At 72.4% G+C, this 11,622-nt stretch carries 13 protein-coding genes; 6 read left to right on the forward strand and 7 right to left on the reverse strand.

The window, feature by feature from the left end; all coding sequences use genetic code 11:
* The 4 genes from DLJ58_RS31930 to DLJ58_RS31945 all read right to left on the reverse strand — a co-directional run.
* The coding region (locus DLJ58_RS31930; protein ID WP_148098029.1) for a carbohydrate ABC transporter permease at positions 1–1,032 on the reverse strand (1,032 nt) is incomplete at its 3' end.
* Positions 1,029–2,288: an extracellular solute-binding protein gene (locus tag DLJ58_RS31935; RefSeq protein ID WP_158629652.1), complete on the reverse strand. Its 1,260-nt coding sequence runs from the start codon at positions 2,286–2,288 to the stop codon at positions 1,029–1,031. The genes DLJ58_RS31930 and DLJ58_RS31935, both read right to left, overlap by 4 nt.
* A gap of 14 nt (positions 2,289–2,302) precedes the next feature.
* The gene (locus DLJ58_RS31940) at positions 2,303–2,935 is read right to left on the reverse strand and encodes an ATP-binding cassette domain-containing protein (protein ID WP_158629653.1); all 633 of its coding nucleotides are present in this window, start codon (positions 2,933–2,935) and stop codon (positions 2,303–2,305) included.
* A gap of 93 nt (positions 2,936–3,028) precedes the next feature.
* The gene (locus DLJ58_RS31945) at positions 3,029–4,006 is read right to left on the reverse strand and encodes a helix-turn-helix transcriptional regulator (protein ID WP_124862388.1); all 978 of its coding nucleotides are present in this window, start codon (positions 4,004–4,006) and stop codon (positions 3,029–3,031) included.
* Positions 4,007–4,050: 44 nt separating this feature from the next.
* Between DLJ58_RS31945 and DLJ58_RS31950 the strand changes: the two genes are divergently transcribed.
* The 4 genes from DLJ58_RS31950 to DLJ58_RS31965 all read left to right on the forward strand — a co-directional run bounded on the left by DLJ58_RS31950 (position 4,051) and on the right by DLJ58_RS31965 (position 7,503).
* Positions 4,051–4,530 (forward strand): hypothetical protein, encoded by a 480-nt coding sequence (locus tag DLJ58_RS31950; RefSeq protein ID WP_124862391.1) that lies wholly within the window; start codon positions 4,051–4,053, stop codon positions 4,528–4,530.
* Complete coding sequence (locus DLJ58_RS31955; protein ID WP_124862393.1) at positions 4,530–4,988, forward strand: hypothetical protein; 459 nt, start codon at positions 4,530–4,532, stop codon at positions 4,986–4,988. Before DLJ58_RS31950 ends, DLJ58_RS31955 begins: the two co-directional genes overlap by 1 nt.
* Before the next feature lie 72 nt (positions 4,989–5,060).
* Positions 5,061–6,569: a flavin-containing monooxygenase gene (locus tag DLJ58_RS31960; protein ID WP_124862397.1), complete on the forward strand. Its 1,509-nt coding sequence runs from the start codon at positions 5,061–5,063 to the stop codon at positions 6,567–6,569.
* 22 nt (positions 6,570–6,591) lie between these two features.
* The gene (locus DLJ58_RS31965) at positions 6,592–7,503 is read left to right on the forward strand and encodes an SDR family NAD(P)-dependent oxidoreductase (RefSeq protein ID WP_124862400.1); all 912 of its coding nucleotides are present in this window, start codon (positions 6,592–6,594) and stop codon (positions 7,501–7,503) included.
* Positions 7,504–7,510: 7 nt separating this feature from the next.
* Here DLJ58_RS31965 and DLJ58_RS31970 read toward each other — a convergent pair whose 3' ends face one another.
* Together DLJ58_RS31970 and DLJ58_RS31975 are read right to left on the reverse strand one after the other, a co-directional pair.
* Positions 7,511–8,692 carry a low temperature requirement protein A gene (locus tag DLJ58_RS31970; RefSeq protein ID WP_208741446.1) on the reverse strand — a complete coding sequence of 394 codons (1,182 nt, stop codon included), beginning with the start codon at positions 8,690–8,692 and terminating at the stop codon, positions 7,511–7,513.
* A gap of 24 nt (positions 8,693–8,716) precedes the next feature.
* A complete protein-coding gene (locus tag DLJ58_RS31975) occupies positions 8,717–9,136 on the reverse strand; it encodes a hypothetical protein (RefSeq protein ID WP_124862404.1) in 420 nt (139 codons plus the stop codon).
* A 184-nt stretch (positions 9,137–9,320) separates the two neighbouring features.
* On the opposite strand from DLJ58_RS31975, the gene DLJ58_RS31980 reads away from it, so the two are divergent.
* Together DLJ58_RS31980 and DLJ58_RS31985 are read left to right on the forward strand one after the other, a co-directional pair.
* Positions 9,321–10,409 (forward strand): S-(hydroxymethyl)mycothiol dehydrogenase, encoded by a 1,089-nt coding sequence (locus DLJ58_RS31980; RefSeq protein ID WP_124862407.1) that lies wholly within the window; start codon positions 9,321–9,323, stop codon positions 10,407–10,409.
* Entirely contained in the window at positions 10,406–11,035 is a 630-nt protein-coding gene (locus DLJ58_RS31985) for an MBL fold metallo-hydrolase (protein ID WP_124862410.1), read from the forward strand. The genes DLJ58_RS31980 and DLJ58_RS31985 overlap by 4 nt, the downstream gene beginning before the upstream one ends.
* 92 nt (positions 11,036–11,127) lie before the next feature.
* Here DLJ58_RS31985 and tsaA read toward each other — a convergent pair whose 3' ends face one another.
* The gene (gene tsaA / locus DLJ58_RS31990; protein ID WP_124862413.1) at positions 11,128–11,556 is read right to left on the reverse strand and encodes a tRNA (N6-threonylcarbamoyladenosine(37)-N6)-methyltransferase TrmO; all 429 of its coding nucleotides are present in this window, start codon (positions 11,554–11,556) and stop codon (positions 11,128–11,130) included.
* Between the last annotated feature and the right edge of the window lie 66 nt (positions 11,557–11,622).

Below are 11,622 nucleotides of genomic sequence, written 5' to 3' on the forward strand. Positions count from 1 at the left end.
GCCCCGGCGGGTGTTCCGGCTGCTCGCGGCGGGTGCCGCTAGCAGCCGGAACACCCGCCGGGGCGGGGCGACCGGGGCGGGCTCCGGTGCCGCCTCGACGCGCGGCGGGGGCCAGGCCTGCCGGACGAAGAGCGCGGCCACCATGATCCCGCCGATCACCGCCACCAGCCACACCACGCCGAGCGCGGCGCCGTCGCCGGTGGTGGTGACCCCCGACGTCTGCCAGATCCGCAGCGCCAGCACCGAGGCCTCGTCGCGGACCGAACCGGGGGTCATCACCAGGATCAAATCGAACGTGCGGCTGGTGCCGACCGCCACCAACGCGAAGACCACAGCGGTCGTCCGCAGCAGCAGTGGCCGCCACTGCGCGTCCCACAGCACGTGGCGACGCGTACCGCCGTAGGCGCGGACCGCGTCGGCGAGGCTCGGCGGCACCGCGTCCAGCGCGGAGCGGAAGACCAGCACCGCCAACCCGACCCAGGCCCAGACGAACGCCGACATCAACGCGACGGTGACCATCCCCGGCCCGAGCAACTGCGGCGCGTCCTCCACCGGGCGGCCGGTCAGTCGGGTCGCGACCAGGGTGGCCAGCCCCCGGCTCGGGTCCGGGTCGTACATCAGCCGGAAGGTGACCCCGGTGACGACCAGCGGCAACGCCACCGGCACCAGGAGGATCAACCGGACCAGGCCGCCCTCCTGGGAGCGGCGGGACGCGGCGGCGAGCAGATAGCCCAGTGCCGTCACCACCGCCGGCACCAGCAGCGCCCAGAGGACCGTCCGACCGACCACCGCGCCGGTGCCCGGGGCGGCGAGCGCGCTCCGGAAGTGCGACGCGCCGACCCAGCGACCGTCGGTGGTGACGCTGGCGTGCATGGTCCGCAGCACCGGCCACAGCACCAGCCCGCCGAGCAGCACCGCGGCCGGCAGCAGCAGGGCCGACGTGGCCCCCGCCGCCGGATAGGCCCGACCCCGCCGGGCTGGACCGACGTCGTCGAGGACCGCCAGCTCGCCGAGGACCCGCACCTGGCTCATCGGCCGCCCCCCGCGCTGCGGGCCGCCGCGGCGAGCAGGCCGGTGGCCCGGCGGATCGCCTCACTGGCGCGGACCCCGTCGGTGACGTCGGCGAAGAAGCCCTGCATGATCCGCCAGATGCCGACCCCGTCCGAGCCGGTGAACGCGCCGCGCAGTTGGTCGGAAAGGTCGAAACGCAGGGTGCCGGGGGCCCGCATCTCCGTGGCGAGTTGCTTGCCGACGCCGTCGGTGTAGCTGGCGATGGAGACATTGGTGTTGGGCGACAGGTAACCGCCTTCGCGTAGCCACGGCTGGAACGAGTCGGCCCTGGCGAGCCATTCGACCAGCTCGACCCCACCCCGGGCGTCAGCGAACGCCACGGCCGCGTCCCCACCGACGATCAGAGGACCGCCGCCCGGCTGCGCGCCCGGGAACCGGAACGTGACAGGTGACTCGGGGCCGCGTCGGAACGGACGAACGACGTCGGCGGTGAAGTCGGCTCCTAAGAGCATCACCGCCCGTCGGGTGTGCACCACCTGGATCACCGACTCCTCGTACTGGGTGAGCAGGGCACGACGGCCGCCGCCGACGAACGCGCCGCCGATGCTCCACAGACCGGCGAGGCGGTCCAGGGCGTCGCGTACCGGCTTGTCCTGCCAGTCGGCGCCCTGTTGGGCGAGGGCGTAGTAGCTCCCGGGTGCCATGTCGGCCAGGACGTTCTCGAACCAGTCGGTGAGCACCCAGCCGTCCGCGGCGCCGATGGCCAGGGGCGCCGGCCCGCCGTCGCGTCGGGCGCGCGTGGCGAGCTCCCTGGTCCGGTCGAGCAGTTCGTCCCAGGTGGTCGGCGGCGCGGGCAGCATGGAGGGCAGGTGCCAGACCAGCGACTTGTGCGCCGCCTTGACCCAGACGCCGTAGCGTTCGCTGTCGGTCATCAGCAGATCGCTCAGCTCGACGCGCACGGCGTAGTCGGTGGACGGGTGGACGGGGCTCAGCCAGCCGCGCTGGGCGTACTCGGTGACCAGGCCGGGGCGCGGCAGGATCGCCACGTCCGGGCTGGTGCCGGCCAGGTGGCGGGCGCGCAGGAACGCGTCGATGTCGTTGCCGGCGCTGATCACCTGCACCTGGGCGGGGTAGCCGGCGACGACCTCGCGGAACCGGTCCAGCTCGCTGGTGCTCCAGACCACGGCGACCTGCACCGACCGGGTTCCGCCGGAGCAGCCGGCGGCCAGGGCGGTGGTGCCCGCGGCGGCGGCGCGCAGCAGCGTACGGCGACTCACTCTGGCGGCTGGCCTCATCGGGCCGCCTCGCTCGGCTCGGTGACCAGCTCGTGCCGCACCGGTATCTCGGCCAGGGTGGCCGGGTCGGCGGTGCAGACCAGCACCGCCACCCCGGGGGCGTCCGGCGGCGAGAGGCGAGGCATCAGGTCACCGAGGCGGCTGTCGCCCGCCGAGCCGGCCGGCAGGTCGACCACCAGCACCTCGGGCAGGCAGGCCGCCGCTCGGGCGAGCGCCACCCGGAACCGCTGGGCGTCGGAGATCTGGTGCGGCAGCAGGGCGAGGGAGAGCGCCAACTCCAGCCGGTCGACCACTGTGGCCGTCCAGTCGTTGGCCACCTCGTGCACCCGTTCGCGTTTGCGCTGGCCGTACTCGATGTTGCGCCGCACGGTGAGCTGCGGCAGCAGCGCGCCACCGGCGGGCACGTAGCCGATCTGCCGGCGGGGCGGCGGCAGGCTGGTGACGTCCCGGTCGCCGACGAGGACGCGACCGGTCACCGGCGGGGCCAGCCCGGCCAGCACCCGGGCGACCGCGGTGCCGAACCGGGGCGGTGCCACCAGGGCGGTGAGCGTGCCGGCGGGAACGTCCAGGGTCACCGGCCCGGTGCCGGGGACGGCGACCAGTGCGCGTAGCCGTAACGTGACCCTCACCTCCGGTGACCATCGATGACCGTCCCAGGGTTTCACACCGTGACGACAATAGAGGCCCCCGAACCCTTCCACTGTGGAGACGGGCGGGGCTGTTCAGGTGGGGGAGTAGAGCGCGGCGAGCCCGGCGGCCGTGGCGGCCAGCCGTTCGCGCAGCGCCACCGGGGTCAGCACCTCGACGTCGGCACCGAGGCGCAGCAGGTCACCGTGGGCGTGGGTGAGCGACTCGATGGGCAGCACCGCGGTCACCCAGCCCCGCGCGTCCGGTGGCCCGGCGCTGCTGTCCATCGCGGTCACCACCGGGTCGCTGCCGACCTCGCGCAACCGCTCCCGCCCGGCGGGGGAGAGTCGGACGTGGGCCTCGTCGCGGTGCAGCCGGGCCCGGAACTGCACCACGTGCGCCCGCCACCAGGACGGCAGGTCGAAGTCGGCCGGGCGGTCGAACTCCTGCGCCAGTGGGGTCAACGCGAGGATCTGGTTGACCCGGTAGGTCGCCGGCGCGCCCCGGCCGGGCTGGTCGGCCACCACATACCAACGGCCGCCCTTGAGCACCAGGCCGTACGGTTCCAGCACCCGGGTCACCTCGCCGTTCCAGCCGCGGTAGCGCACCTCGACGCGGTGCTGCCGCCAGACCGCCTCGGCCGTGCGGGCCAGCTCGGGGGAGGCGTCGCCATCGGCGTACCACCCGGGAGTGTCCAGGTGGAAGCGCTGTTGCAGGCGGGTCGCCCGGTCGCGCAGCGGCGCGGGCAGCGCGGCGTGCAGCTTGAGTTGCAGCGCGGCCACCACGTCGCCGTAGCCCAACTCGTCGGCGGGGCCGGGCAGCCCGGCGAGGAACAGCCGGTCGGCCTCCTCGGCGGTCAGCCCGGTCAGTCGGGTCCGCCAGCCGTCGACCAGTTGGTAGCCGCCGGCGTGCCCGGCCTCGCCGTAGAGCGGGATGCCGGCGGCGTGCAGCGACTCGACGTCCCGGTAGATGGTGCGGGGGGAGACGGCCAACCGCTCGGCGAGCTGCGCTGCGGTCAACCGCCCGTGCGACTGGAGCAGCAGCAGGACGGAGAGAAGTCGAGAAGCTCGCACTTCACTGACACTAGTTGTCAGGGGACCCGCCCTACCGTCCCGGCATGGCATTTCGCGACAAGGAACTACGAACGCCCGGACCAGTGCTGATTGACGGCCGGCAACTCAAGCGCTACCACGTGGACCAGCCGGAGCGACCGATCGAACCCGAGGTGGAGAAGGCCGCGTACGACCTGCTGCCCGACCTGCTGGCCGACGTCGTCGACGACGGCACCCCGGCCGCCGGGTGGGTGGTGCTGCACCGGGGCGCGGACACCGGCGCCTATCTGCTGGCGTACACCTGGGTGTGGGACAACGCGGTGGAGGTCCGCGTCGCCGCGGCCGGGCAGCCGGCGCTGGACTGTCCCGACGACGACCCGGCACACTTCGTCCACCTACGCCGCCCGGCGGTGGGCTGCGTCTGGGAGTTGGCGGTTCTGGAACACGAGCGGGCTGCCTGGGTCCGGCACATGCTGCTGCCGGAGAGTCCGAATCTGATCAATTATCTGCGTGACACGCGAGCGGAAGGGCCGGTGGGCCGCTGATGGGCGACTTCGACTTTTTTGTGGGCACCTGGAACGTCGTCAACCGTCGGCTGCGCAAGCGGCTTGTCGGCTCCGACGAGTGGGAGGAGTTCCCCGGGGTGTCGGTGGCGCACGGCTTCTTCGCCGGCGGCGGTCACTTCGACGAGATCACGTTCCCGACCAAGGGCTCCGCCGGCGCCACGATCCGGATCTTCGACCCCGCCCGGCAGGAGTGGTCGATCTACTGGATGAGCAGCGACGTCGGGGTGCTGGGGCTGCCGCCGATGGTGGGCCGCTTCGTCGACGGGGTCGGCCACTTCTACGCCGACGACCAGCACGAGGGGCGCCCGGTCCGGTGCCGGTTCATCTGGTCGGGCATCAGCGCGACCACCGCCCGCTGGGAGCAGGCGTTCTCGGTCGACGGCGAGCAGACCTGGGAGACCAACTGGATCATGACCTTCACCCGAGCATCCGACTAGGGCCCGTCGCGTAGTTCCGGCCGTTCGGGTGCGGTGTTAGGGTCCGATCACCGCCCCGGATGGAGGAACGCGATGGCCTCCGACCACGTCGACGTGCTGATCATCGGCGCCGGCCTGTCCGGCATCGGCGCCGCCTGCCACCTTCGTCGTGGCTGCCCCGACAAGACGTACGCGGTGCTGGAGGCGCGCGACGCCATAGGGGGCACCTGGGACCTGTTCCGCTACCCGGGCATCCGCTCCGACTCTGACATGTTCACCCTCGGCTACTCGTTCAAGCCGTGGACCGCGCCGAAGGCCATCGCCGACGGCACGACCATCCGGGAGTACGTGCGGGAGACCGCCCGGGAGTACGACGTGCCGCGGCACATCCGCTTCCGCCACCGGGTGCTGCGTGCTGACTGGGACAGCGACACCGCCCGCTGGACGGTGCACGCCCAGCGCACCGACACCGCCGAAATCGTGGTGCTGACCTGCTCGTTCCTCTTCGCCTGCGCCGGCTACTACCGATACGACGAGGGTTACACCCCACCACTGCCCGGTGTCGAGGCGTACGCCGGGCGGCTGGTGCACCCGCAGCACTGGCCCGACGACCTCGACCACACCGGCAAGCGGGTGGTGGTGATCGGCAGCGGCGCCACCGCGGTCACCCTGGTGCCGGCGATGGCGCAGCGGGCCGCGCACGTGACCATGCTCCAGCGCTCACCGACGTACATCATGGCGCTGCCCGCCCGCGACCGCCTGGCCGACGCGTTGCGGCGTTGGCTGCCGGCGAAGGCCGCGTATCCGGTGGTGCGCTGGAAGAACGTGCTGCTGTCCACCGTCAACTTCCAGCTCAGCCGGCGTGCGCCCGGCCTGGTGAAGCGGGTGCTGCGCCGGGCCGCGCGGGGCCTGCTCCCGGTGGGGTACGACGTCGACCGGCACTTCTCACCCCGCTACGACCCCTGGGACCAGCGGCTCTGCGTGGCACCCGACGGTGACCTGTTCACGGCGGTGCGCGACGGCACCGCATCGGTGGTCACCGACTCCGTCGACACCTTCACCACGAACGGTGTCCGCCTGGCCTCCGGCGCGCAGCTGCCCGCCGACATCGTGGTCACCGCGACCGGGCTCAACCTGCTCGCCCTCGGTGGCCTGACGCTGCGGGTGGACGGCGTCGACGTCGACCTGCCGAACACCGTGGCCTACAAGGGCATGATGCTCTCCGGCGTGCCGAACTTCGCGCTGACCCTCGGCTACACCAACGCGTCGTGGACGCTCAAGGCAGACCTGGTCGCCGGCTACGTCTGCCGACTGCTGCGGCACCTCGACCGCACCGGCCAGCAGGTCGTCACCCCGCTCCCACCGCCCGACGCGGAGCGGGTGCCACTGATCGACCTGCGCTCCGGCTACGTGCTGCGCGCTGTCGACACGCTGCCCAAGCAGGGTGCGACCACACCGTGGCGGCTGCACCAGAACTACGCCCGCGACGTGCTGTTGATGCGGCACGGCCGGCTCACCGACGAGGGGGTGCGGTTCTCGCGGGCCGGCGGGGTGACAGTGCCCGACCGCACCCCACGTCCCGTCGCGTCCGAGCGTCGGTAACCGCCAGCAGAGGAGCAGGATCGTGCAGAGGTTCGACTTCGCCGGCGCGACCGCCGTGGTCACCGGGGCGGCCAGTGGCATCGGCGCCGCGCTGGCCCACGAGTTGGCCCGCCGAGGCAGCGATCTGGTCCTGCTGGACCGCGACGCCGAGCGGCTGGACGCGGTCACCACCGCGATCCGCGCCGAGCACCCGGATCGTCAGCTCGCCACGTACCTGGTGGACCTCGCCGACCAGACCGCCACCGCCCAGGTGGCCGCGGAGATCGGCCAGCGGCACCCCCGGGTACGCCTGCTGATCAACAACGCCGGCGTGGGCCTCGGCGGTCGGTTCGACCAGGTGACGTTCGACGAGTTCAGCTGGGTGATCGACGTCAACTTCCGGGCCGTGGCGCAACTGACCCACGCGCTGCTGCCCACCCTCCGGGCCGAGCCGGGCGCGCACCTGGTCAACATATCCAGCCTGTTCGGGCTGATCGCGCCGGCCGGGCAGACCGCGTACGCGGCGAGCAAGTTCGCCGTACGCGGCTTCACCGAGGCGCTGCGCCACGAGCTGGTCGACGACGGGATCGGGGTGACCTCGGTGCACCCGGGCGGCATCCGTACCCGGATCACCGAGAACGCCCGGATCGGCAGTGGCGTCTCCCACGACGAGTACGCGGCCGGTCGGGCGCAGTTCGAGAAGCTGCTGACCATCGCGCCGGAGCGGGCCGCCGAGGTGATCCTGCGCGGCGTCGAGCGGCGTCGGGGCCGGGTGTTGATCGGCTGGTCGGCGAAGCTGCCCGACCTGCTGGCCCGGGTCATGCCGGCCTCGTACAACCGGCTCCTGGTCACCGGCCTGAACCGGGGCGTGGTCCGTCCGTCGCCGCCCGCTCCCGCCGTCCCCGCGCAACGCCCCGCCGACACCCGCGCCGACCCGGCGCGCGAGGTGGCGTGAGCGCGGTTCAGGCCGGGTCGGCCACCGTCGCGCTCGGGCCCACGTCGCGGCGGCGCGACAGGATGGTCAACGCCACGAGGGCGACCAGCAGCGCCGCCATCACGTACACCGGTGCCGGACCGAGCGGTGCGAGCAGTGCCAGCAGCGCGACGACCGGGAAGGCGACGACCACCGCGCCGTGCTGCTGCCGACGTACGTGCAGCACCCAGACCGTGAGCAGGAAGACGGCGACCGGGACGGCCACCGCGTACCCGGCGATCCTTTCCGAGATGTGCGCGAGGTGCCGCTCGTGGTCCACCGACACGTTCAGGCCCGCCCCGACCGCGGCGACCGCCGCGAAGATCAGATAGTGGCCATAGCCCCAGACCAGGGAGTACGGCAGCTGAGCGGGCGCCTCGATCGGCCGGTCGAAGTAGAGCCACCACAGGGCGAACACGATCAGGGTGGCCGCCGCCGCCAGCGACCAGAGGTGGCGGTCGCCGGCGTCCACTCCGACCTGGATGGCCACCGACGTGGCCAGCACCACGTCACCGAGCACGATCAGGGTGAACAGCCCGTACCGTTCGGTGATGTGTCGCGGATGCCAGGGGGTCATGCCCGGGCGCTCGGCCACCGCCGGCACCAGCAGGTCGGCCACGACCAGCAGCAGCAACGCGGCGGTCGCCCAACTCTGCGGCAGGGCCAGCCGGAGCAGCCAGCCGAGCTGGACGACGGTGACGCCGATCGCGTACCGCCGGGCCGCCGGGCGGTGCGCCGGGTCACCGGCAGCAGCCCGGCACCACTGCACGACGAGCGCGATCCGCATCACCACGTAGCCGTACGTGATGACGCTGAAATCGCCGTCGTTGAACGCGCGAGGCACGCCGGCGGCGATGATCAACGCGCCGGCGATCTGCACCAGCGTCGCGATCCGGTAGAGGTCGTCGTCGGTGTCGTAGGCCGAGGCGAACCAGGTGAAGTTCATCCACGACCACCAGATCGCGAAGAAGACCAGCAGGTACCTGGTCAGCGCGTGGCCGAGCTGATCCTCGGAGACGGCGTGGTGCAGGTTGGTGGCGGCCTGCGACACGGCCACCACGAAGCACAGGTCGAAGAAGAGTTCCAGCGGCGTGGCCGCGCGGTGCGGCTCGTCGCGACGACGTGGCCGCATCGGCCGGTAGAACGGCCGCACCGACCGAGGCTGGCTCACCGCAGCTCCTCAGGCCGCCCGCGGTCAGCCGCGCCGACGCCCGTGCGTCAGCCCCTCCAGCACCAGGGTCAGCCCCGCGCCGACCAGCCAGACGTCCTTGGCCAACCCCGCGCCCTGCTGGGTCGGGCGGATGCTGCCGGGTTCGCGCATCCCCGGCGTCTTCAGGTACAGCTGCACCAGACCCGCGCCGAACGCGGTCAGGCCGAGCCCGACCAGGGGCGCCGGGACGAACGGCGCGATCAACGCGGCCCCCAAGGCGATCTCCGAGTACGACAGCAGCTTGGCGAAGCGCGTCGGCTCCAACTGACCGAGCTGGGGCATGGCGGCGACCGCCATCCCGTGCAAGCCCTCCGCGGCGGTGCCCTCCAGAGTGCGCTTGCCCAGACCCGAGTTGAGAAAGTACGCGCCGATACTGACCCGCAGTGGCAGGTGCGCGGATTTCATTGTCACTCCCGTCGGCCGTGGTCGAATGCGGCCCGCGTACCCCGGACCGCCCGCGATAACCCGCCGGGCAGAGTGGGCTGGCCATGGTGGTCGCGGTAGGTTCGCCGGGGGCCCACCGCCGAGCCCGTGGCACACCCGCCCACCCGGCGCCCGGCCCTGCCGCAGACCACCAGCAGGAGGCGAAGTGAGCCAGGAAGTCCGAGGAGTCATCTCCCGCAGCAAGGGCGCGCCGGTCGAGGTCACCACCATCGTGGTGCCCGATCCCGGGCCCGGTGAGGCGATCGTCCGGATCCAGTCGTGCGGTGTTTGTCATACCGATCTGCACTACCGCGAGGGTGGCATCAACGACGACTACCCGTTCCTGCTCGGTCACGAGGCGGCGGGCATCGTGGAGCAGGTCGGCGAGGGCGTCACCGACGTCGCCCCGGGCGATTTCGTGGTGTTGAACTGGCGGGCGGTCTGCGGGGTCTGCCGCGCCTGCCGTCGGGGTCGGCCCTGGTACTGCTTCAACACCCACAACGCCGCCCAGCGGATGACCCTCACCGACGGCACCGAACTCGCCCCGGCGCTGGGCATCGGCGCGTTCGCCGAGAAGACCCTGGTGCACGCTGGCCAATGCACCAAGGTTGACCCGGCGGCCCGACCCGCCGCCGTGGGTCTGCTGGGCTGCGGTGTGATGGCCGGGCTGGGTGCGGCCATGAACACCGGAAACGTCACCCGGGGCGACTCCGTCGCGGTGATCGGCTGCGGCGGTGTCGGGGACGCGGCGGTCGCCGGTGCGCTCCTCGCCGGCGCCACCACGATCGTCGCGGTGGACACCGACAGCCGCAAGCTCGACTGGGCCCGCAAGTTCGGCGCCACGCACACGGTAAACGCCTCCGAGGCCGACCCGGTGGAGGCGATCCGTGCCGCTACGGGTGGCTTCGGCGCCGACGTGGTGATCGACGCGGTGGGCCGACCGGAGACGTGGAAGCAGGCGTTCTACGCACGCGACCTGGCCGGCACGGTGGTGCTGGTCGGCGTACCGACCCCGCAGATGCAGATCGAGCTGCCGCTGCTGGACGTCTTCGGGCGTGGCGGCGCCCTCAAGTCCAGTTGGTACGGCGACTGCCTGCCCAGCCGGGACTTCCCGATGCTCACGGAGCTGTACCTGCAGGGCCGGCTCGACCTGGACGCGTTCGTCACCGAGGAGATCGCGCTCGACCAGGTCGAGAACGCCTTCGACCGGATGCACCACGGCGACGTGCTCCGCTCGGTGGTGGTGTTCCCGTGACCGCCCGCGTCGACCACGCGGTCACCTCGGGCACGTTCTCCCTGGACGGGCAGACCTTCGACGTGGACAACAACGTCTGGGTGATCGGTGACGACCGTGAGTGCGTCGTCCTGGACGCGCCGCACGACGTGGCGGCGATCCTCGCCCTGGTGGGCGACCGGCAGGTCCGGGCGATCCTGGCCACCCACGCCCACGACGATCATGTCCGGGTGGCGCCCGAGCTGGCCGAGGCCACCGGCGCGCCGGTGCTGCTGCACGCCGCAGACCGCGTCCTCTGGGACATGGTCCACCCGCACCTGCCGCCCAACGGCGAGCTGCACGACGGGCAGAGCATCGAGGTGGGCGGCACCACGTTGCGGGTGCTGCACACCCCCGGGCACAGCCCTGGGGCGTGCAGCTTCCACGCGCCCGAGCTGGGCGCGGTGTTCACCGGCGACACGCTCTTCGCCGGTGGCCCGGGCGCTACGGGCCGCTCCTACAGCGACTTCGACACCATCGTCCGGTCGATCCGCACACGCCTGCTGACCCTTCCCGCGGAGACGGTCGTGCACACCGGCCACGGCGACGACACGACGATCGGCGCGGAGGCCCCGCACCTGCAGGAGTGGCTGGACCGCGGCCACTGACACCCCTGCGGGCGTCTCAGGCCGGGCTCACGAGTCCGGTCTGCTGGCGGGTCGGTCGAGGGTCTGTTGGCGTTGTGGCGTGGTCGACGGGCTCACCGTTCGTCGGCCACGCCCAGCACCGGTTTGACGTCCAGGATCGGCGTGCCGTCGAGGGCCTCCAGGTCGGCCACCTCGACGCGCAGCCCGTCCACCGCCAGGACCCGCACCCGGTGCAGCCCGATCGGGTTGGGCCGGTGCGGTGAGCGGGTGCTGAACACCCCGGTCTCCGGGCGGTTCTCGTCGCCGCGCGGGTGCACCGCGAGCACGTCACGCCGGGCACGGTCCAACCAGGTCAGCACCAGCATTTCCGTGCCGACCCGCAGGTCACGCACGGCCCGCTCGACCTGCGGGTCGAAGACCAGCCACGCCGTCGGCGCGCCCTCGTCGCCTTGCTTTGGCGCGCTCGCCGCGTCGGTCAGCGACGAGGCGACCCGGCCGACCGGGTGCAGCAGGTACGCGTCGTCACTCACTGCCTCGACCATCGTCGCTCCCTCCTGGACGTCCCAACCTAGCCCTACCCAGCCCTGCGGCGACGCTAGGATCCCGCT

Origin of the sequence: Micromonospora arida, assembly GCF_003857035.1 — a bacterium.
GTDB classification, from domain to species: Bacteria; Actinomycetota; Actinomycetes; order Mycobacteriales; family Micromonosporaceae; genus Micromonospora; species Micromonospora arida.

Coding starts and splice junctions, on each gene's coding strand:
- DLJ58_RS31950 (WP_124862391.1), top strand. CDS start 4,051: ATGGCATTTCGCGACAAGGAACTACGAACGCCCGGACCAGTGCTGATT.
- tsaA (WP_124862413.1), bottom strand. CDS start 11,556: ATGGTCGAGGCAGTGAGTGACGACGCGTACCTGCTGCACCCGGTCGGC.
- DLJ58_RS31975 (WP_124862404.1), bottom strand. CDS start 9,136: ATGAAATCCGCGCACCTGCCACTGCGGGTCAGTATCGGCGCGTACTTT.
- DLJ58_RS31955 (WP_124862393.1), top strand. CDS start 4,530: ATGGGCGACTTCGACTTTTTTGTGGGCACCTGGAACGTCGTCAACCGT.
- DLJ58_RS31960 (WP_124862397.1), top strand. CDS start 5,061: ATGGCCTCCGACCACGTCGACGTGCTGATCATCGGCGCCGGCCTGTCC.